Genomic DNA, 20,982 nt, shown 5'->3' with positions numbered 1-20,982 from the left:
GGAATTTTTTAATTATGAACTACTATGATTCATTGCATCTACTTATGTTTAGTGGCAAGGGTGGAGTTGGTAAAACTACCATTTCTTGCAGTTTTGCACGTTATTGGGCGCGAAAGTTCCCTCAAGAAAAAATTCTGTTAATTTCTACAGATCCTGCACATTCTTTAGGTGATGTATTGCAATCAGAAGTTAAAGATATTGCTTTACCATTAACAGATTTACCTAACTTGAGTGTTCAAGCGCTGGATGCTCAAAAACTATTATTGGCATTTAAAGCCAAATATAGCCACTTTTTAGAAATGCTGGTAGAGCGTGGCAGTTTAGCTGATGGAGGCGATTTAGCACCGGTATGGGATTTAAACTGGCCTGGCTTAAATGAATTAATGGGATTGCTAGAAATTGAACGTTTACTGTCTGAAAAAAAGGTAGATCGTGTAGTTATAGACATGGCTCCTTCTGGACATACCTTAAATTTATTAGGCTTAAAAGATTTTTTAGATGTTATTTTAAATTCCTTAGAATTGTTTCAAGAAAAACATCGGGTAATCACTAAAAGTTTTAAAGGCAGTTATACGGCTGATGAAGTCGATAACTTTTTAGTAGACATGAAAACCGAATTAGCAGAAGGCAGACGCTTACTGCAAGATGAAAAATTTACAGGTTGTTTGGTGGTGGGTATTTCTGAACCCATGTGTTTTTTAGAAACTGAGCGGTTTTTAAATAGTTTAGAAACTTTAGAAGTTCCTTATGCCGGATTATTCATCAATCGAATTTTGCTAAATTCGGAGCTAGAGCCAGATCGTTATGCTGAACAGCAAAATCTCCTGAAAAAATACTTAGAACTTAGCCCTAATCACCCTGTTTTTATCTTACCGCAGCAGAGGGTAGAACCCTTGGGCGACGTGGCTTTAGATTCTCTAGCAGCCCAAATTAAACAAATAGAAAGTGTTGAACTTGCTCCACCACCGCTGATTCAATGGCCTGCTAAAGTTTTACCTAGCTTCCATGATTTTCTCAATGAAGGATGCAAATTAATTATTGTTGGTGGTAAAGGAGGTGTAGGTAAAACGACAGTAGCAGCCGCTATCGCTTGGGCTTCTTCCCAACAACATCCAGATAAAAATATTCGGGTCATTTCTATAGACCCAGCGCATTCTTTAGGAGATGCTTTTGGGAAAAAATTAGGACATGAGCCTATATCTTTAGCATCTAATTTGACTGGCCAAGAAATTGATGCTCATCAAGTTTTAGAAAAGTTCCGCGTAGATTATCTTTGGGAATTAGCGGATATGATTAGTGGTGAAGGTTCGCAAACAGATACAACATATAATGTTGCTTATGTTCCAGAGGCATGGCGGCAGATTATGTCTCAAGCTTTACCAGGTATTGATGAGATGCTAGCCCTAATTACTGTGATGGATTTATTGGACAGTAAGCAGCAAGATTTAGTTATTTTAGATACAGCACCAACTGGTCATCTTCTCCAATTTTTAGAAATGCCATCGGCTTTAGGTGATTGGTTATCTTGGATATTTAAATTGTGGATAAAATATCAAGATGTTTTGGGTAGAGTTGATTTTATTGGACGCTTACGGCATTTACGCCAACAAGTTGTACAAGCGCAAAAGAATTTAAAAAATCCCCAACATACTCAATTCATTGGTGTAATTCAGTCGGAAGTGGCAATCATATCTGAACATATACGTTTAACAGAGTCTCTAAAAAATATGGGTGTTAATCAGCGTTATGTAGTTCAGAATCGTTACAGTCGAGAGGTAGAAATTGATGGCAGTCTCTTTCCAGAAGAAACTATGATTCGGCTACCTGGTTTACCCCGTTCTGTGGAGCCTATGGCCCGGATTCAGGGAGCGGCAAATCTTTTATTTGAAGTTGAGGAATTAACTAAAAATAAAAGATAAATGTGACAAAAGCAAAGTAAATTTTTCAAGATTCTTGGAGTTATTGTATGGCTGATTTATTTAAGGGATTTGAACAGTTCATTGAATTAGTTAAGACTTTAGAAGAAAAAGTAGAAAAGGGAGAAATTAAGACGGATTTCCAGATTAACTCCCGTTCTATGAGCAATATTCCTCGGTCTGGGAATATGCCGCGTCCTAATAATATGGCTAACGATATTGGTACAAGCCGTATCCACACCCAACCCTCTCCTAATTCTGATGCAGGGAATGGAGCTACACCTGACATCGTTGCACCACCTGATGCCCCTTCTGGTAATGCTTTGAAAGATATCGGGGGGCTTAATGAGATTCTCAGAGAACTCAAAGAACTCATCGCTATTCCCTTAAAACGCCCTGACCTGCTGGCTAAACTGGGGCTAGAACCAACCAGGGGAGTACTTTTGGTTGGCCCTCCTGGTACTGGTAAAACCCTGACTGCGCGTGCTTTAGCTGAAGAACTCGGCGTTAATTACATTGCTATTGTGGGGCCGGAAATCATCGGCAAATACTACGGTGAAGCCGAGCAAAGACTGCGCGGCATCTTTGAGAAAGCTGCTAAGAATGCTCCCTGTATTATCTTCATTGATGAAATCGATAGCCTAGCTCCAGACCGCAATTCTGTAGAAGGTGAAGTGGAAAAACGCGTTGTGGCTCAACTGTTGGGTCTGATGGATGGTTTTTCTCACAGTCCAGGTGTGATTGTTCTGGCTGCGACGAACCGCCCCGACCATCTTGACCCAGCTTTGCGTCGTCCTGGACGATTTGACCGCGAAGTGCAGTTTCGGATTCCAGATGCTAAAGGACGCAGAGATATTCTGGAAATTCTCACCCGTGCGATGCCTTTGGATGAGACGGTTGATTTGGACTTCATCGCCGAAGGGGCTGTGGGATTTGTGGGAGCTGATTTGAAAGCCGTTTGTCAAAAAGCTGCTTACACAGCTTTGCGCCGTCAAGTTTCTTCGATTGAGGGACAAATTCCCGAAAATATGACGGTTAACCAAGCTGACTTTTTACAAGCACTCAAAGAAATTAAGCCGGCTGTGTTGCGGAGTGTGGAAGTGGAAGTTCCACATATCGCCTGGGAAGATATTGGCGGTTTGGATAAGATTAAGGAAACCCTACGAGAATCAGTAGAAGGAGCGCTTCTCTATCCAGAACTTTACCTGCAAACTAAAGCACTAGCGCCCAAGGGAATCTTATTGTGGGGGCCACCGGGAACAGGTAAAACTTTATTAGCCAAAGCTGTTGCTTCCCAAGCTAGGGCGAATTTTATTGGTGTCAATGGCCCGGAACTACTCACCCGTTGGGTAGGTGCGAGTGAACAGGCAGTGCGGGAATTATTTGCTAAGGCGCGTCAGGCAGAGCCTTGTGTAATATTTATTGATGAAATTGATACTTTAGCCCCAGCACGCGGCAGTTACAATGGTGATTCGGGAGTGAGCGATCGCGTAGTCGGTCAATTACTGACTGAGTTGGATGGTATAGAAGTGGGAAGCACTATTTTAGTGATTGGGGCGACTAATCGACCTGATGCCCTTGACCCAGCTTTGTTACGAGCTGGACGCTTGGATTTACAGATGAAGGTAGATTTACCAGATTTAGCTAGTCGCTTGGCAATTCTGCAAGTCCATAGTCAAGGACGACCCCTAGAAGATGTGGATTTAGACTATTGGGCAGAGATGAGCAAAGACTGGAATGGTGCAGATTTAACTTTACTGTGCAATCAAGCGGCGGTAGAAGCAATTCGGCGTTTCCGCTCCCAAGGATTGACAGAGCCTTCTGATATCAGGATTACTACTGATGATTTCAATTATGCTTATCAAGTTCTAACTCAACAGCGTCCAGATTAATTTTTTGGCAATCCGTCAAAAAGGTGCAGGGTTTCATACTTAAGAGTTAAAAGGAAAAAAGTAAATAGACCATGCGGTAGGGGCGCAAGGCCTTGTACCCCTACGACAGGTGTGGTTCCAATACTTGTCGGGTTTTGAGGAAAAGGGGAAAGAATAAACCTTTAACCCAAACCCAGTAACCTTTTCCCCAAACCAAATTCCAGTTTAAAATCCAAAACCCGAGCAGTATTGGGCGTGGTTCAAATAGATGAAAACTGCTGTAAGATCCCCCCGCCTGCGAGGGGATCTTCAAAATATTAAAACGTTAACCGAACTGTATTGAGAGAAAAGAAGTGCATATTTGCATTCACTCCTGATACCAATTCACGAAAATCTTGATACAAATAAAGCATCCAAAATAAAACCCCAACCTGTAATAGAAGCAACAATTGATGTATTGAGTGTTTCAAGACGATTGGGGGAAGTACATGTAGAAGGTAGTACCGCGATCGCACTCTAAAAAAATATTGCCTTTTAGCTGTTTGACTAGGTTTTTCACAATTCTTAACCCTAAAGAGTCGTTATTTTCCCAATCTAATGTTTCGAGAATGCCAACACCAGTATCTTTAACTGCTAAAATTAATTGATTTTCTGAGGATTGTTCCAGAGAAATTGTAATATTTCCTTTCTTTTGTTCGGGAAATGCGTATTTTAGACAATTAGAAACCAATTCGTTAATTATCAATCCGCAGGGAATTGCTGTATCAAGGGGCAATTTGATGCCATTCATTTCTATATTAGGAACAATATCTTTTTGACTGATTCCATAGGAGCGAAATAAGCTATCTGTCAGACTTTTGATGTAGTTGTCAAAGTTGATTTCATAAATATCTGCTGACTGATACAGTTGTTCGTGAATCAAAGCCATTGATTGTACACGATCTTGAGACTCTTTAAATAGCATCAAAGTTGTTTCATCACCAGAGCGTCTAGATTGCATCCTCAGCAAACTGGAGATAATTTGCAGGTTGTTTTTTACCCGATGGTGAATTTCTTTAAGTAAGGTTTCTTTTTCTTCTAGCGATCGCTGAATTTGTTCTACTGCTTTTTTGCGCTCGCTAATATCAGACAATCGCACCAAATTAACAGCCTTACCTGCTACAGTAATTTGTTGAGCTGCTAAATTCCCCCAAAAGAAATTACCTTTGCGGGTAGCATATTCGATTTCCCGACTCCACCAAGATTTGTGATTCACTTCCTGTACAATCTCATCCAATTCTTGAGGAGTAAATTCGTAACGTTGTAGTGTATTCCCCTGAATATTCATTAATTCTTCCTTTTCTGAAACCTCAAACAACTCAACTGCACGGCGATTGCAATCAAAAATCAATTGGGTATCGCTGTCTACTAAAAAAAGAGCATCGGCTGATTCGTTAAAGATTGCTTCTCGCAAATCACGATGGTGATTAACTTCTGATTCAATTTCTTTGCGAATAGTGATATCTGTCAGAGTTCCTATATAGCCGATAAGCGTGCCACTGGGGTTGGTTTCGGGTACTATCTGCATATAGAACCAGGTGATGCAACCATCTGGACGCAAATATCTGACTTCTTGCCGACAAGTTTCGTGTAGCCTACATCTTTGTTCGCACGGGTCAGAGCAGTCCATCAACAGGCGATCGCAATCTTCTAAATGTATATTTTCTAACCACCCTTTCCCCAATGCTGCTGCTGTTGGTTTACCCATCATCAGACCCCAGCGCTCGTTAACGTAGATACAATTACTATCAGCATCAAGGCGTAAAATAGCAACTGGGGCAGCTTCTGTCAAGGTAGCATAACGGTGTTCACTCTCCCGCAGAGCTAACTCTACTTGTTTGCGATCAGTAATATCATAGTTAATGCCAACCATCCGCTGTGGTTCACCCTGCTCATTGCGTTGGACTAGAGCAGAGGCTTTGATAAAGCGGATACTACCATCCCTAAGAATAATCCGAAACTCTGTATCAAATTCTTTTACTCCCAGTAGAGCATCTTGAAAAGAAGTTTCTGCTAGAACCAGATCATCTGGATGAAGCCTATTTACCCAGTCTTGATAGACTGCAACTCTATCAGAGCGTTGTAAATCATACAGTTCATACATTCGGTCATCCCATTCCGCATCCTGGATCATATCCCAGTCCCAGATACCAATATTGGCTGACTTGAGCGCCAAGCCCAATCGATCTGAAAGATTGCGTAGTTGTTCTTCAGTTTGCTTACGTTTGGTGATATCAAGGATAGTGCCAATTAATTGACATGGTTGACGATTAATATCTAATATGAATTCGCCTCGTGATAGTAAATAACCCAAACTTCCATCCGCACGATAAAAACGATACTCTATTTCATAAGGCTGTCCCTGTTCCATTGCTTGTAGCAAAACAAAATCACGGCGAGCGCGATCGTCTGGATGAATATAATGGAGCATTTCGTTGTAGCTTGGTGTACCAGACTCAGGATTACGGCCAAATATGCGAAACACCTCTTCTGACCAGATTAATTGTTGCGTTTGTAAGTTCATTTCCCAACTACCCAGATTCGCAATCCGTTGTGCAGATTCGAGGTTAGCCGCATTTTTGCGGAGTTGAGCTTCAATTTGTTTTTGCTGGGTGATATCTTTGGCAATCCCCACACCGCCAATAATTTGTCCTTCTAGATTACACAGGGGTTTAACCGATAGAGCAACAGGAAAGCGCGAACCGTCTTTACGAATGAAAGTCAATTCTACCTCGCAATTATCTTGCTGGATTTTCACCATAGATAAATCTCCAAAGGGAATTTCCCTGCCCGTCTCCTGCGAGAGTGCATCTGTCCGTTGTTTGAGTTCCTCTGGGTCGTGAAAAGTGTTTGGTGTTAACTTACCAATAACCTCATTGGCTGTATAACCCAGCATCTTCTGGGCAGCCAGGTTAAAAGTTTGAATTATTCCCTCGGAATTGGTAGAAATAATGGCATAATCTATGCTAGCTAGAATAGCCTGTTTCAATCTGGTAACGGCTAATAATGCTGCTTCCGTCTGCTTACGTTTGCTAATATCCGTTGCCGAGCCACTCATGCGAATAGCATTGCCGAATTCATCCCACAATGCCTGACCCCGGTCTAATATCCATATATAAGAGCTATCTTTGCATTTTATCTGGTATTCTTCTTGGAAAAAGGGTGTTTTATGGGCTAAATGGTCAGCCAGCACCTTCATGATGCGATCGCGATCGTCGAGATGAATTCGGCTTGACCATGCTTCAAAATTGTGGATAAGTTCATTCTCAGCGAAGCCCAGCATTTCTTCCCAACGAGCCGAAAAGAAAACTTGACTAGTTTTGATGTTCCAGTCCCAGATACCATCATTGCTGCCTCGTAGTGCCAAATACCAACGTTCTTCACTTTCCCGTAAAGCCGCCGTGCGTTCTTCAACTCTGGCTTCGAGTTCTAGATTGAGTTGTTGCAATGCCCGTTCTGCAAGAATTTTATCGCTAATATCTACACATGAGCTGATGTAGCCAAGAAACTCTCCTTCACTGGTGAAACGAGGAGTGCCTGTATCCAAAATCCAACGATATTCTCCATCAAAGCGTTTGAGGCGATATTCCATTTGAAAATTTTCGCGGGCATCAAAGGCATTGACATAAGTATCTAAACAATCTTGCAATTCATCAGGATGTACTCCTTGCGCCCAGCCATCGTCTACCTCTGCTTCTAAGGTTTTACCAGTAAATTCCAACCAGGTTTTATTGAAGTATTGACAAGCTTTATCTAATCCAGCCATCCAAATCAGCACCGGAGCAGTATCAGCCATCTGGCGAAAGCGTTGTTCGCTCTCTCGGAGGGCTGCTTCTACCCGTTTTCGTTCTTGTAGTTCTGCCTGTGCTTGCTGATATGCACTCGCTTGCTGAATGGCGATGGCTATTTGCACGGCCAACTGATCCAACAAGTCCAATTCAAATGACTGCCAATGACGGGGTACAGTACATTGGTGGGCAATTAATAATCCCCATAATTTATTTGTCACCAGAATAGGTACTATCAGACAGGCTTTGACTTCAAATTGCTCTAGTAGCTGCAAATGACAAGGCGTTAAGCCTGCCTGATTTATATCGTCAATCGCCCGTTTTTTTCCTTTGTGATAGTCGGCTCCGGCACCCTTTTTAAAGCAGTTATCTTGAATTTGCGCTCCCATAGCCACTGTCCAACCCGGAAGTATGGACTCCGCCACTATAGTCCCTCTCATATCAGGCTGAAATTGATAGATCACTACCCTGTCTGTCTGAAGAAACTGGCGCACTTCTGCGGCTGTAACAGTCAAAATTTCTTCTAGATCGAGGGACTGACGAATCCGTAAAGCGATCGCCGCCATCAGTTGTTGTTGTTGCCGACTTTGTTCTAACTGTCGGGTCAGCAGCATCAGTTCCACTGCATGATGAATGGCACTTTGCAAGATTTCCGGTGTGAGATAATTTTTCACCAAATAATCCTGAGCGCCTTTTTTCATGGCACGGACAGCGATCGTTTCGTCCCCTTGTCCTGTGAGCATGATGACGGCAGATTCGCTATTATTCAGGTTTTCTCTCAGGTTTTGCAGAAACCCTAATCCATCGTCATCGGGTAATAAATAATCCAGCAAAATCACATCTGGTATCTGTTGCTGACACCATGTCATCGCCTGTTTTGCTGTCTGAAATTCCAAAATATTATGTGTATACAATCTATCCTGTTGCAAATACTGATGATATATCTCCCGATCTTCGGCACAATCATCAATTACTAGGATGGTTAGGTGGGAACGATGACTCATAAATCACACATATAAACGCGATCGCATTTCATCAAAAAATTGAAATTCTCTATTTGCCAAATTCAAAAGTTTTCTGATATCGAGTCAACCCTGAATAGGGTATTAAAAACAGAGTAAATAAAATTCCTGAAGTATTAATACTGACACAAGTCTCTATAAAAAAGTTGTATCTCAAGTTTTCAGTACGGTGGATAACATGTACCTTTTTTTACAATTATTCAGAATGTTTGGAAATAAAAATTAAAGTTCTTCAAGCAACCAACCCAGTTGCTCCACCTGCTTTTTGGATAGTGCGCTATTCCGCTAAAGGAAAAATAAACGCTCACTAATACTATAAACTACAAATATTTCAAGCGATTTTCCCCACCCAAACAAAAGGGAAGTATACTAAATGCAAGCATCTTGGAAAAGCTACTAGTAAAGCTTACCTCATGGCAGTTGAACAAATAGCTACGAAAGCCAAGATTCAAGGACTGTAACAATCTGTAAATACTTTAGTACAAGGATTAGGGTATTTAATAGAAGAGGGTGAAAAATATAAACAAGATTAATTATTTGTGTTCGTGAATATTATGACTTTGTTTGCAAAAGTTGGCAAAATATAATTTAACAATTGGACTGCCAATCAAAAACCGTTTCTTTGAAAAATGTTGGGTTTGGATTTAACTTCGTTCTACCTAACCTAGTAAATAATCAGAGTTTCAGTAATTCCCTAACAAAGTCATATTATTTGCAAACAACTATTTTTTTCCCAAGTCAAAATACTAAAACAGTTAATACATCTCAAGTAATGACAAAAATCTTAGTAATTGAAGATCAGGAAGATATCCGTAGCGTTATTGTAGAAATGCTGACTGCCGAAAATTTCTATGTTATGGATGCAGAGAACGGACAAGTTGGCATTCAATTACTACAAGCAGAAATTCCAGATTTGATTATCTGCGACATTACAATGCCTAAGTTAGATGGATATGAAGTTGTTAGTTGGTCTCGTGAAAATCCAGAAACTGAAGCAATTCCTTTCATATTTCTGACAGCTAAAGCTTCTCAGAGTGATATTCGCCAAGGCATAGAATTAGGTGCAGATGATTATCTAATTAAGCCGTTTACAAGAGCAGATTTACTGGGGGCAATAACAGCGAGATTTGAAAAGCAAGAAATAATTGATAGACAAACTCAAAGAAAAATAAGCAAATATTACAACTACATTACTCAATCAACTAGCAATGAGTTGTGTAATCCTCTTCAGGAAATTATGTCTATTTCCAAGAAGCTGATAGATAACTATGACTTAATGGATAAAGATGAAATACTAAAAAATCTCAAAGAAATTTCTAGTTTAAGCGAAAGATTACAGGAAATAAATCCAAATAAATTATGAATACACTCAACCATAAAATTAATTATGAATCCTATCAAAATTTTAATAGTTGAAGATGAGCAGTTAGTTGCTGATGACCTGAGAGAAACTCTAGAATACTTGGGGTATAATGTCCCTGCTTTAGTTGCATCAGGAGAAGAAGCTATTTTAATAGCAGAAACTTTGCAACCTGACTTAGTACTAATGGACATCAGGCTAGAGGGCGAAATGGATGGAATAGAAGCCTCTTTAGAAATCCAGTCTCGCTTTAATTTGCCTGTAGTTTACTTAACTGCTAATGCCGATCGAGCGACATTAGAGCGAGCGAAGATTTCCCAACCTTTTGGTTATATCTTAAAACCATTTGATGAAAGAATACTAGCTACCACAATTGAGATTGCTCTTTCCCGACACCAAGCAGAGATTGGAGTTAAGAAAGCGCTGGTTGCTGCCAAAACTAGTCAACAAATTGCTGAGTCCAAAAGCCAGATAAAATCTCAGCACTTTTATATGGCAGCACATGAATTCCGTAACCGTTTGACTACAATTCAGCTTAGTACTGAAATGCTGAAGGCCTATGGCGATCGGATGTCAGAGCAAAGAAAACAAAATCATATCAATGGCATTGATTCTGCCACGCATAGCTTGACAAATCTTTTAGAGAATATACTTACACTAGGTAGATCCGAATCTAACAGTTTTGTATTTAACCCCATACCAATAGATGTGGTAACTTTCTGTGCAGAAATAGCCGAATCTTTACGGTTGACACTTAAAGAGCAGTATGAAATTAGCTTTTTGGCAGATGCCGAAAGTTGTATTGCCTGTTTAGATGAACAGCTACTATGGCATTTACTAAATAACTTACTTTCCAACGCAGTAAAGTACTCTTCAAAAGGTAGTACAGTCTCGTTATCGCTAACTTGCCAAGAGAATAGTGTGTGTTTTCAAGTAACAGACCAAGGAATAGGGATTCCAGCAGAATCTCAAGCTAAACTATTTGAACCTTTTCAACGTGCTAGCAATGTTGCTACAATTCCAGGTTCAGGATTAGGGCTAGCAATTGTTAAGCGATGTGTGGATCTGCACAAAGGTAAAATATACCTAGATAGTACGCTAGGTAAAGGAACAAGTTTTCTAGTTAGACTTCCATTGAAAGTAGATTCTGTATCTGTTTAATTATGATTGATAAATCAATTGATTACTTAACAAAAATTAACTATAAGTTTATTCAATCTTAATTAAGATTACCTGAATTAATAAAAATTAAATGGCATATTTGGAAATTCTGTCTCTCTAGATAAGTTTATCGAACTAAATTTTTCAAAAATTAAACTATATTTCTGTATTTTTATTGACAAAGGGCAACAGTATACACTAGTATAAATAATTCACTTGTCCCTAATTGAAAAAATTGAATACAATTGATGTCAATTAATTATTGAATTGAATAAATTTCTGATATCAGCATGGCTAAACGATCTCTCCAAGCTTCAGATGAAGGTATTAGAAAAGCCAAGCAGGCTTTTAATTATAAAGGTTGGACACAAGAATATCTTGCAAAGCAAGTTGGTTTAGACAGTCGCCAACCAATTTGGAAGTTTTTTACTGGCAAACCTGTTGCCCGCCAAATATTCCATGAAATTTGCTTGAGTCTAGCACTAGAGCCAGAAGATATTATTCAAAGACTGGAATTTGAACCAGATGAAGACTTAGCATCTCAGCAGATACTAGAAAGTAGAAATTCTACTACCATTGACCCTTTAGTCATTAAAGTACGTACTGCTCACTCGGAAAAAATTCAAAACCAATGTGGTACGATGCGGTTGCTAGATGTTGCTCGGACTGTAGAATTAGATGAATTATTTGTTGAAGTAAATGTAGTAGAAGAAATTAACAGTCAAAGATGGCTAGATATTTCAGATTTACAAAAATTTGATAATAAAGTTTTGGATAAATTTGACTCCGAGGAAGGTAGTACTAAGAGGATTGCAGGTTTACAAGCTATTGAGAAGTCTTCCAAAGTTATCGTACTTGGAAAGCCAGGAGCAGGAAAAACTACTTTTTTACAATCAATTGCTATCCTTTGTAATCAAGGTAAATTTCAGACTCAAAAGGTTCCCATTTTTATTAGTCTGAAAGATTTTGCCGAAAACATGGATTATGATGATAAAAATTATTTATTAAGCTATTTAATTCAAGAATTTAGCATTTGTAAAATAACTCAACAAGAATTAGAATATCTACTTCATGAAGGTAAAGCTTTAATTTTGCTAGATGGTTTGGATGAAATTGCCGATAAAAATAGTGATAGAATCAATAAAGTAATTAGCAATTTCTTGGATGTTTTTTATAAAAATATAGTAATTATTACTTGTCGGATCGCATTTAGACATCAAAAATTTAAAGGGTTTGCTGAAGTAGAAATTGCTGAGTTTACAAAATTACAAATTTCAACTTTTGCTAATAAATGGTTTGCAGCATTTGCTAACAATAATCTCCGATTAAGAAAAACATTAGCGTCTAAATTTATTGATACAATAGCGCTTCCCGAAAATCGGCTGGTTCAAAACCTAGCATCTACACCTCTTTTACTAAATTTGACTTGTTTAGTTTTTCAATATCTAGGCGATTTTCCTAGTAAGCGTTCCGAAATTTATCAACAAGGATTAGAGTTATTACTGGTACGTTGGGATGAAGCAAGAGGTATAAAAAGAGATGAAGTTTACCGTAATTTAACTTTAACTCAGAAAATTAAATTGCTTAGTTATATAGCTGCTATTTCTTTTGAAACAGGTGATTACTTTTTTGAAGAAAGCAAAATTTGTCAATTAATAGCTGACTATCTTTATTTGTTACCCAATGCACCGACTGATATAGAAGATTTACAAGTAAATAGTAAAGCTGTACTTCAAGCAATTGAATTACAGCATGGATTATTAGTTGAACAAGCTAGAGGGATTTATTCTTTTTCTCATTTAACATTTCACGAATACTTCACGGCGAGGAACTTTGTTGCTAATGGCGATCAAAAAACATTAGAACAAGTTGTCAATCATTTGTTTGATAAGCGGTGGCGTGAAGTTATTTTGCTTACATCTGAAATGCTCAGATCGTTTGATAACTTATTCCAGTTAATGAAGCAACAAATTGAGAAATTAGCTGTTAGCGATGAAACATTAAAGAGTTTTCTGACTTGGGTAATGCAAAAGTATTCAACAGTTACCTCAGATTGTCATCCATCTGCTATCCGTGCTTTTTACTTTACCCTCGTCCTCCCTCCTCATTATTTTTTATCGCGTAACCAAACTCTAGCTATATCTTTAGATAACCATCTTGCTGGAAAATTAGCTAATGATTTAGCTTTAGATTTAGCTTTAATTCATATCCTTGCTGTTAGCCTAGCTTTGACTCCAGAGATTTTTTGCAAGCGGATCTCTGCTATGAAATTAGCTCTTGACATTGATTATTTGTTACAAGATCATTCATCTTTATATGAATCTCTGCAAAGCCTCAAAAATGAATTGCCTAGTTCACAACAAGATAGAGAAATATTAAAAACATGGTGGCAATCTAACGGGCAATCATGGACTACACAATTAAACGAAGCGATCGCAATTCACAGACAGATGGGTTATGATTGGCAATTCACTGAGGAACAGTTGCAGTTAATTCAGCAATACTGGGAGGCAAATAGTTTACTAGTATATTGCTTCAGCACTGCTAATAATGTTACTCCTAGCTTACGAGAAATGATTGAAGAAACTTTGATTTTACCACCAGATACACAGCGATCGCACTGATTAGATAAGCTAAAGTTATCTTTTATAATACACATGAAGAATCAATTTCTTAATTTGGGATAAAGTCGAGCTTAGAAGAGGATTAAGCTGGGCAGGATAGCAGGTAATAGTTGGAAGATTACCATATTCTTTAATGACTTGTATCTGCGGTTGATGTTCGCCAGCTTGTAAGCGATTTTGCAAAATTAATAGTGTACTTTCAATCCCACTGTGTAAATCTACAGCTTTAATCGGTGCTTCATCTAAGCGAGAAAAGTTACGTAAACTCAAGACAATTTTGCTGATGCGATCGCTCCCCGTTTTGATTGATTGTAAAATATTAATCGCATCCTGACAGAGAAAATCGACCTCTATTTCTTCACGTTTGGCTTGAATTTTAGAACTAGGTTGAGCAGATTCCTCTTGATAAAGTGCCAGTAAGCTCATCAAATCGACGATGTAATTTTCTAGATGATTGAGATTACCATTAATAAAACTAATGGGATTGTTAATTTCATGAGCAACTCCTGCCACCAGTTGACCAAGGGATGACATTTTTTCGGTATGAATTAATTGTGCCTGGGTTTTTTGCAGATGTTGCAAGGCTTGTTCTAAATCTTGGGCTTTTTGGTTGAGCGCCTGAGTTTTCTGCTCTACTTCTGCTTCCAGGTTTTGAGAATAGTTGGCGACTTGCTGATACAGTCGAGCATTTTCCAAAGAAATGGCAGCTTGGGTGCAAAGGAAGTCGAGAATGAGAATGCGATCGCTTCGCTAGTAAACACCCCACTGGTAGAGCGATTCTGCAAATACAAAATCCCAATCAAATTTCCTTGATGGAGAATCGGCAAGCATAAAAAACTTTGAGGTTGCTGCTGGGTTAAATATTCATCGATTACCGGTAGATCCGTTTTGAGACGATCAATCACCACCATTTCTTGGGTGTTTTTGACATACTGAATTAGCTTCACTGGTATACTGAGATTCTCCTCCATTGGTTCTGAGTAAAGTTGAGTTGTTTCCGATGTGGCAATGGCTTGCAGATACCACTTACCCTCGCTATTAGGGAGGATTAAAGCACAGCGATCGCAGACATCCCTCTGACCAATTTTAAAATCTTCAATTTTACCAATTTATTGGAACTGGGCAAGACATTTTTCTAAATCTGATTTTAATCCCAAGGCACTTTGATATCTATCTTCAGCGTTTTTCGCCATCAACTTAATGACAATATCTGCAACTACCTGCGGAATTTCTTTTCTGTTCTCTATCCCCAGTTCCCTATTTCCTAATGCCGTAGGCATTTTCGCCAAATGGCAATGTACCACTTTCATCGGATCGTTACTGTCAAATGGTAATTCTCCTGTTAATAATTCATAAAATGTGACCCCAAGGGAATAAAAATCCCTCCGGTAGTCTATTCCTCGATTCATCCTGTAATTTCTCTAAGGATTTTCCTGATACTATTTTCTGGTAAATAGACCATGCGGTAGAAGCGCAAGGCCTTGCGCCCCTACGACAGGTGTGGTTCAAATATATGAAAACTGCTGTAAAAAGATAGTTGCATTGGAGGCAATACTTGCATCACCAGGGAAATGGTGTAGTTACTAAAGTTGAAAGTACAGACGATAAAAAGAGATGCAACTAATCCCAGCTTAGTTAGATTCTTCCATGACCAAAGTCACCAGGGTGCTGGAAATTTTATCAAGGGGGAGAATAAAATCTACATTGCCAGTTTTAACAGCCGCAGAGGGCATCCCGGAAAATTCGGCGGTTTTTATGTCTTGGACAATAACAGTACCACCCATTTTTTTTATCGCTTCTACTCCCATCGCGCCGTCGCTACCCGTTCCAGTTAGCACAACAGCGATCGCTCTGTCTTTGTAAGTGGCTGCAACTGATTCAAATAATAAGTCAGCCGAAGGACGTAAAAAATGTACTAATTCCGACTGTGATAAGGAAAGTGTACCGTCACCGTTAACCAACAAGTGACGATCGGGTGGAGCAACGTAAGCCGTTCCTGGAGTAAGGGAATCTCCCTCTTCTGCCTGTTTGACAGTAATATGTGTGCGCCGACCAAGAATTTCTGCCATGAATGACGGATATTCGGGAGCCAGGTGTTGCACAATCGCGATCGCGGCTGGAAACTTTGCGGGTAGAGTCGATAGCACTTTAACTATAGCAGTCAGACCGCCTGCTGAGGCTGCGATCGCCACTATATCAAAGGCAGCATTACTAAAGTGAGGTGGATGATTTTTGGCATTTTCTGCCATCTGAATCATGATTTTGCGCCTATGATTATCTGCGTAACTTCTTTAGTTACAAATAGCATTAATAAAGTTACAATTTCTTATTTATACCTGGATCTATTATACAGTATATCTCTCTAAACTAATTCAGCATTTTTTTGCCTTTACCTATCAAATTTACAAGTTAACAAAGTTTGGGGTAAAAGTAGCATAGCTTCTATCAAGCAGCCCGAGTTGAAGCCTAAATCTAAATCCCCGTCACAAAACGTAATTGCTCTCTTCGCAGCGGTAGCGTTCGCGCAGCGTCTTGTAGAGAGGAACGAGCGTCATTGCGTTAGCGAAGCGGGGCGTAGCCCATTGCGAATTGTTTTAATCTTCCTGCTCTAGAATACGTTTCGCCTGCAAAAGTTGCTGCTTATGTTCTTCGCTAACTGTTGGGTATTGCAGATTTAGTTCTTCTAATTTTGTGCAAATAATATTGGCAACGGTTAGGCGTGTAAACCATTTGCGATCGGCAGGAATAATATACCACGGCGCCCATTTAGTACTAGTATTATTAAAAACCTCTTCATAAGCATTCATATAATCATCCCAAAAAGCTCGTTCTCGGACATCATTATCTGAAAATTTCCAATTTTTATCAGGAGAGTCAATCCGTTCTAAAAAGCGTTTTTTCTGCTCTGCTTTGGATACGTTTAGAAAAAACTTCATAATTATTACACCATTGTCAACCAAATATTTTTCAAAATTATTGATTTCTTGAAAACGCTGTTTCCATATCTTTTTCCCATTAGGAAAGTGAGGAACTTGTTGTTTCTGAAGCATTTCTGGATGAACACGAACCACTAGCACTTCTTCATAGTATGAGCGGTTGAATATGCCAATTCGTCCTCTTTCTGGTAGAGCTTTCATTGAGCGCCACAAGTAATCATGGTCTAATTCTTCTGCACTAGGCCCCTTAAAACTAAATACCTGGAATCCCTGCGGATTCACACCTGAAGTTACATGTTTAATAGTGCTGTCTTTGCCAGCAGCATCCATTGCTTGAAAGATAATTAATAGAGCATAGGTGTTTTGAGCATAGAGAATATTTTGGTAATTAGCTAGTCGTTCAATATCTACCTGTAATTTGATTGCAGCATCGGTTTTTTCATTAAAATCAGTCTTATAAGCTGGGTCATAGTTTTTTTTCAGAGAAATCTTTGAACCTGGCGGAACAATGAAAGCATCATGATTCATGTATAAAATCTCCTAGCAGCTAATTAATACACAAGTATATTTTGAAGTGTTAATTCCTGAAAGTTAATTAAAGCGGATAATTAAAGGTTTGTAGTGTACCCTTCCGGGGAAGCAAGCTACGCATAGCGTCTCTTAGAGAGGGCTTCAGCCCTCATTAAAAACTACTTCCGTCGTTTTGGCATAGGACGCATTGCTTCACGTCCCAAGATAAACATCCCCGTGATACCTAAACAGACAAACCAAATATATTGATACCAATATTGCCGAATCTGCACAACTGTACTGATTTTTGGATGCAATGTATTTAAGTATAACAACAGTACCAATATCATGAGCGCCCCAAAACCAACAAGGCTCAAGCCGACAAGAATTCGTGCGGGACGCAGTTCAAAATCAGTAATAGTATTTAGGTCAATTTCGGCCAGTTCTTTAAAGGAGTCATCTGCCAAAGATGAGGTTGATTGAAATCTATTGCTCAGTTTTGGTGGCAAAATCGGCGACAGTTTGGCTACAGTTGGGCGACGTAGCAAAGCCTCAGTATCTCGCAGCAATTCCAGCGGCTTACGGGTAGTAGTTGGTTGAGCAAACTCTATATTCTCTGTAGGAGTTGAGGCATTAGCTTTGCTTTCAAAATCCATAGTATACTTCGGAAAAACCAGGATATACATAGCCTAGCGAATCAAAAGACAAATGCGTGAAAATAATTCGTAATTTGTAATTAATTGATTTATGGGAAAAAACATATTCTTTACTCAAAGTAAGTTAATTTAGGCGTTGGCTAATTACAAATTACTCGTCCATCTCTTTTAATGTAGCTAATGCCGATGGAGATAAACGACTGAGATAGCGGAATATCCAATATTTAAAGATAGTGTTTAAAATCACAGGAAATGTAGCAATAAAGAAAAAGATTACATTTCTACTGGCTGGTAGACCTAAATGTTCTGCCAATCCCGCAAGAAGGACTTCCCACCCATCTGGTGAGTGAAATCCTACAAATATATCCGTAAAGAGAATAATTAAAAAAGCCTTAGCACTATCGCTGAGACCAGAGACAATGGTATCCATAAAAGACTTCAGAATCACAATTTCTCTTTTGCTCATGGCGATAACTATACCAAAAGAAAAGAGTGAGATTAAATCAGCAAAAGCATTACTAATGCTACTATTACTTTTTTTGCTAAATTCTTCAGAGATTTCAATTGCTTTACTTTTGATTTTTTCTTGGATTAACTCGGAAGAAAGTGGTGGTGCTTGATTAAGAAAATATTCAAATCTTAGTCCTTCTTGAAAATTATGTAATTCATGGAGAGCTTCTTTTTCCATGTCAGAATTAATGAAGATTTTAGTTGTATTATCTCCTCTAACCCTTTCTAATATTGGAGTTACTATAAATTCTTTAGATAAATATTGAGTTAGAAGCGGTACAATAATGAGAACTATCAAAAATCGCAAGGCAATTATTGTTCTACCTTTAGAAATGCGATAATTCCTGACAAACTCTTCTTCTGTCTGCGGTGCAAAATCTGCCTGAATTTTATTAATTCTTCTGCCAAGAGAACTTTTATTCAGTCTAGGTTTGGGAATTGGATCTTGAACTTGAGGATCATTTATATTAGATGAATTTAGCTGTTTTTTTATTTCGTTGTCATTGATTTTTAAAGGCTGATAAGTTGAGACTAATGGAGTATTGTTAATTAGTTCATCTTTGATAGCATACCTCTCTACTACTTCATCAATAACCTTTAATTTTTCTAATAAAACAGAATTAGAGATATTGACAATTGCCCGACTAAGCTGGAATTCTGCAAGCCTGATCTTAATAATAGTTAGGTTCTTATTAAGATATACTTGCCAATAAGACATTACATTTTCAGTATACTTTACTGATTGTAAAGATATTTTTTTGCCATCAAAATGTTCGTTCTCAATATTTTTAATTCTCTGAGCTGCTTCGTAAGCTTCTAAAAGTGCCCTTTCTGGCGTATCTGACAACCAACGGTTAAGCGATCGCAAATATTTTTGGAAATTTTGGCGGAGTAATTCTGCTGTTCTGGTAAGTGAGTTTTTCATTACATATATGACTTTTAGATAATGTGTATTATAGTTATATAATCATCAAAAATGGGTAGTAACAGCTAAATAGTTAGTCCACTCCAGATTCAGGTAATACTCCCTGATGCGATCTCTAGCACGGGCTATGTCTACGTTAGCAATTTTATATTACCTATAAACTCAGATGGATCGGCATAGATTGACACTGGTTATTTATATTGGCAGTTTATCCATTACACTGTCATTATTGACACCATCTGTCAGTGTTTCTGCTCTATACAAAAGCTTTGATTGTAACATTTCACAATCGAGGCAAATCTTCTACTATGCAGAGTCTATCACTGTTAAAGGGAATAGGAAGTAAAGATGTTGCTTTCTCATCTCCCTTATCCCTCTATTCACTATTCCCCACTCCCAAGTTTTAAATTATGAGTTTGAGTCTATGCATGATTGTGAAAAACGAAGCAGCAACACTGCCTAAATGCCTGAGCAGTGTAAGAAAAGTAGTGGATGAAATGGTAGTTTTGGATACAGGCTCAATCGATCGCACTCCCAATATTGCCCAACAACTTGGTGCAAAAGTCCATCATTTTAAATGGTGTAATGATTTCAGTGCTGCCCGCAATGCAGCTCTCAAATATGTTACTGGTGATTGGATTTTGGTATTAGATGCTGACGAAACTCTGACTCCAGCAATTGTACCGCAGTTACGAGAGGCGATCGCAAGAGATGAATATTTGCTCATCAACCTCGTCCGTCAGGAAGTTGGTGCAGAACAATCTCCCTATTCTCTGGTTTCCAGGCTATTCCGCAATCATCCAGATATTCGTTTTGACCGTCCTTACCATGCCTTGGTAGATGATAGTGTGTCAGAAATTTTAACTAGAGAACCCCACTGGCAAATAGGTTATTTACCTGGGATTGCCCTTGTACACACAGGATATCAAAAAAGTGCGATCGCTCAAAATAACAAATACGCCAAAGCCGCTACAGCAATGGAAGGGTTTCTGGCAACTCATCCCAACGATCCTTATGTTTGCAGTAAATTAGGGGCGTTGTATGTGCAAACTGGGAAAATTTCTCAAGGTATGGATTTGGTCAGACATGGAATCACTGTTGCTAAAGACAACTACGATATTTTATATGAACTTCATTACCATTTAGGCATTGCCTACAGTCGGTTGCAAAAATCCCCACAGGCGATTTCTCACTATCAAGCTGCCATCAAATTGCCAATTTATCCCATGCTCAAATTAGGAGCATACAACAACTTGGGTAACTTACTCAAAGCAGCAGGAGATTTCAACGGTGCGAAAACTGCTTATGCCACAGCTTTGAAAATTGATCCTACTTTTGTTTTTGGACATTATAATTTGGCGATGACATTTAAGGCTTTGGGTTTATTTACAGATGCGATCGTATATTATCAACATGCAATTACCTTAAATCCCAACTATGCCGAAGCGTATCAAAATTTAGGGGTAGTGTTGCTCAAAATTGGCAATCATCAAGATAGTTTAGCAGCTTTTAAAAAAGCGATCGCCCTTCACGAGAGGTATAATCCCGAAGAGGCGAAGAGGCTACGCCAGGGATTGCAGGAGATGCAGTTGATGTAGAGGTGAGGGGGCATTGGGCATAGGGGAGAATGACAAATGACATTAGGATATTAGTATCAATATTTC

The 20,982-nt window shown here is 38.8% G+C and carries 14 protein-coding genes; 6 read left to right on the top strand and 8 right to left on the bottom strand.

Going from position 1 to position 20,982, the window contains the following annotated elements; translation table 11 throughout:
- The first annotated feature begins 14 nt into the window (after nucleotides 1–14).
- Nucleotides 15–1,919 (top strand): ArsA family ATPase, encoded by a 1,905-nt coding sequence (locus tag HWQ43_RS26060; RefSeq protein ID WP_292739040.1) that lies wholly within the window; start codon nucleotides 15–17, stop codon nucleotides 1,917–1,919.
- A gap of 47 nt (nucleotides 1,920–1,966) precedes the next feature.
- Entirely contained in the window at nucleotides 1,967–3,808 is a 1,842-nt protein-coding gene (locus HWQ43_RS26055) for an AAA family ATPase (RefSeq protein WP_292739038.1), read from the top strand.
- Between the two features lie 445 nt (nucleotides 3,809–4,253).
- Here HWQ43_RS26055 and HWQ43_RS26050 read toward each other — a convergent pair whose 3' ends face one another.
- Nucleotides 4,254–8,618 (bottom strand): PAS domain S-box protein, encoded by a 4,365-nt coding sequence (locus HWQ43_RS26050; protein ID WP_292739036.1) that lies wholly within the window; start codon nucleotides 8,616–8,618, stop codon nucleotides 4,254–4,256.
- A gap of 730 nt (nucleotides 8,619–9,348) precedes the next feature.
- Between HWQ43_RS26050 and HWQ43_RS26045 the strand changes: the two genes are divergently transcribed.
- From HWQ43_RS26045 to HWQ43_RS26035, 3 genes are all read left to right on the top strand, one after another.
- Complete coding sequence (locus tag HWQ43_RS26045; RefSeq protein WP_292739034.1) at nucleotides 9,349–9,999, top strand: response regulator; 651 nt, start codon at nucleotides 9,349–9,351, stop codon at nucleotides 9,997–9,999.
- A 24-nt stretch (nucleotides 10,000–10,023) separates the two neighbouring features.
- On the top strand, nucleotides 10,024–11,157 hold the full coding sequence (locus HWQ43_RS26040) for an ATP-binding protein (protein ID WP_292739032.1): 1,134 nt from the start codon (nucleotides 10,024–10,026) through the stop codon (nucleotides 11,155–11,157).
- Nucleotides 11,158–11,447: 290 nt separating this feature from the next.
- Nucleotides 11,448–13,781, top strand: a complete 2,334-nt coding sequence (locus HWQ43_RS26035; RefSeq protein WP_292739030.1) for an NACHT domain-containing NTPase — start codon at nucleotides 11,448–11,450, stop codon at nucleotides 13,779–13,781.
- Between the two features lie 15 nt (nucleotides 13,782–13,796).
- On the opposite strand, the gene HWQ43_RS26030 is transcribed toward HWQ43_RS26035, so the two are convergent.
- From HWQ43_RS26030 to HWQ43_RS26000, 7 genes are all read right to left on the bottom strand, one after another.
- A complete protein-coding gene (locus HWQ43_RS26030; protein ID WP_292739028.1) occupies nucleotides 13,797–14,477 on the bottom strand; it encodes a histidine kinase dimerization/phospho-acceptor domain-containing protein in 681 nt (226 codons plus the stop codon).
- Nucleotides 14,414–14,791 carry a GAF domain-containing protein gene (locus tag HWQ43_RS26025; RefSeq protein WP_292739297.1) on the bottom strand — a complete coding sequence of 126 codons (378 nt, stop codon included), beginning with the start codon at nucleotides 14,789–14,791 and terminating at the stop codon, nucleotides 14,414–14,416. The genes HWQ43_RS26030 and HWQ43_RS26025 overlap by 64 nt, the downstream gene beginning before the upstream one ends.
- A gap of 99 nt (nucleotides 14,792–14,890) precedes the next feature.
- Nucleotides 14,891–15,190 (bottom strand): hypothetical protein, encoded by a 300-nt coding sequence (locus HWQ43_RS26020; RefSeq protein WP_292739026.1) that lies wholly within the window; start codon nucleotides 15,188–15,190, stop codon nucleotides 14,891–14,893.
- A 222-nt stretch (nucleotides 15,191–15,412) separates the two neighbouring features.
- The gene (locus HWQ43_RS26015; RefSeq protein WP_292739024.1) at nucleotides 15,413–16,039 is read right to left on the bottom strand and encodes a chemotaxis protein CheB; all 627 of its coding nucleotides are present in this window, start codon (nucleotides 16,037–16,039) and stop codon (nucleotides 15,413–15,415) included.
- A gap of 336 nt (nucleotides 16,040–16,375) precedes the next feature.
- Nucleotides 16,376–17,245, bottom strand: coding sequence for a polyphosphate kinase 2 family protein (locus HWQ43_RS26010; protein ID WP_292739022.1), 870 nt, complete (start codon nucleotides 17,243–17,245; stop codon nucleotides 16,376–16,378).
- Nucleotides 17,246–17,406: 161 nt separating this feature from the next.
- Nucleotides 17,407–17,883: a hypothetical protein gene (locus HWQ43_RS26005; protein ID WP_292739020.1), complete on the bottom strand. Its 477-nt coding sequence runs from the start codon at nucleotides 17,881–17,883 to the stop codon at nucleotides 17,407–17,409.
- A gap of 151 nt (nucleotides 17,884–18,034) precedes the next feature.
- Nucleotides 18,035–19,318 carry a proton extrusion protein PcxA gene (locus tag HWQ43_RS26000; protein WP_292739018.1) on the bottom strand — a complete coding sequence of 428 codons (1,284 nt, stop codon included), beginning with the start codon at nucleotides 19,316–19,318 and terminating at the stop codon, nucleotides 18,035–18,037.
- Between the two features lie 410 nt (nucleotides 19,319–19,728).
- On the opposite strand from HWQ43_RS26000, the gene HWQ43_RS25995 reads away from it, so the two are divergent.
- Nucleotides 19,729–20,916 carry a tetratricopeptide repeat protein gene (locus HWQ43_RS25995; protein WP_292739016.1) on the top strand — a complete coding sequence of 396 codons (1,188 nt, stop codon included), beginning with the start codon at nucleotides 19,729–19,731 and terminating at the stop codon, nucleotides 20,914–20,916.
- Nucleotides 20,917–20,982 lie beyond the last annotated feature (66 nt).

The organism is Nostoc sp. JL31 (assembly GCF_017114965.1).
Classification (GTDB): Bacteria; Cyanobacteriota; Cyanobacteriia; order Cyanobacteriales; family Nostocaceae; genus Nostoc; species Nostoc punctiforme_A.
The sequence above is the reverse complement of the archived record's forward strand: the minus strand, read 5'-3'. Positions and strand labels throughout refer to the sequence as shown.

Coding starts and splice junctions, on each gene's coding strand:
- HWQ43_RS26055 (WP_292739038.1), top strand. CDS start 1,967: ATGGCTGATTTATTTAAGGGATTTGAACAGTTCATTGAATTAGTTAAG.
- HWQ43_RS26005 (WP_292739020.1), bottom strand. CDS start 17,883: ATGGATTTTGAAAGCAAAGCTAATGCCTCAACTCCTACAGAGAATATA.
- HWQ43_RS25995 (WP_292739016.1), top strand. CDS start 19,729: ATGAGTTTGAGTCTATGCATGATTGTGAAAAACGAAGCAGCAACACTG.
- HWQ43_RS26050 (WP_292739036.1), bottom strand. CDS start 8,618: ATGAGTCATCGTTCCCACCTAACCATCCTAGTAATTGATGATTGTGCC.
- HWQ43_RS26010 (WP_292739022.1), bottom strand. CDS start 17,245: ATGAATCATGATGCTTTCATTGTTCCGCCAGGTTCAAAGATTTCTCTG.
- HWQ43_RS26000 (WP_292739018.1), bottom strand. CDS start 19,318: ATGAAAAACTCACTTACCAGAACAGCAGAATTACTCCGCCAAAATTTC.
- HWQ43_RS26020 (WP_292739026.1), bottom strand. CDS start 15,190: ATGAATCGAGGAATAGACTACCGGAGGGATTTTTATTCCCTTGGGGTC.
- HWQ43_RS26060 (WP_292739040.1), top strand. CDS start 15: ATGAACTACTATGATTCATTGCATCTACTTATGTTTAGTGGCAAGGGT.
- HWQ43_RS26035 (WP_292739030.1), top strand. CDS start 11,448: ATGGCTAAACGATCTCTCCAAGCTTCAGATGAAGGTATTAGAAAAGCC.
- HWQ43_RS26040 (WP_292739032.1), top strand. CDS start 10,024: ATGAATCCTATCAAAATTTTAATAGTTGAAGATGAGCAGTTAGTTGCT.
- HWQ43_RS26015 (WP_292739024.1), bottom strand. CDS start 16,039: ATGATTCAGATGGCAGAAAATGCCAAAAATCATCCACCTCACTTTAGT.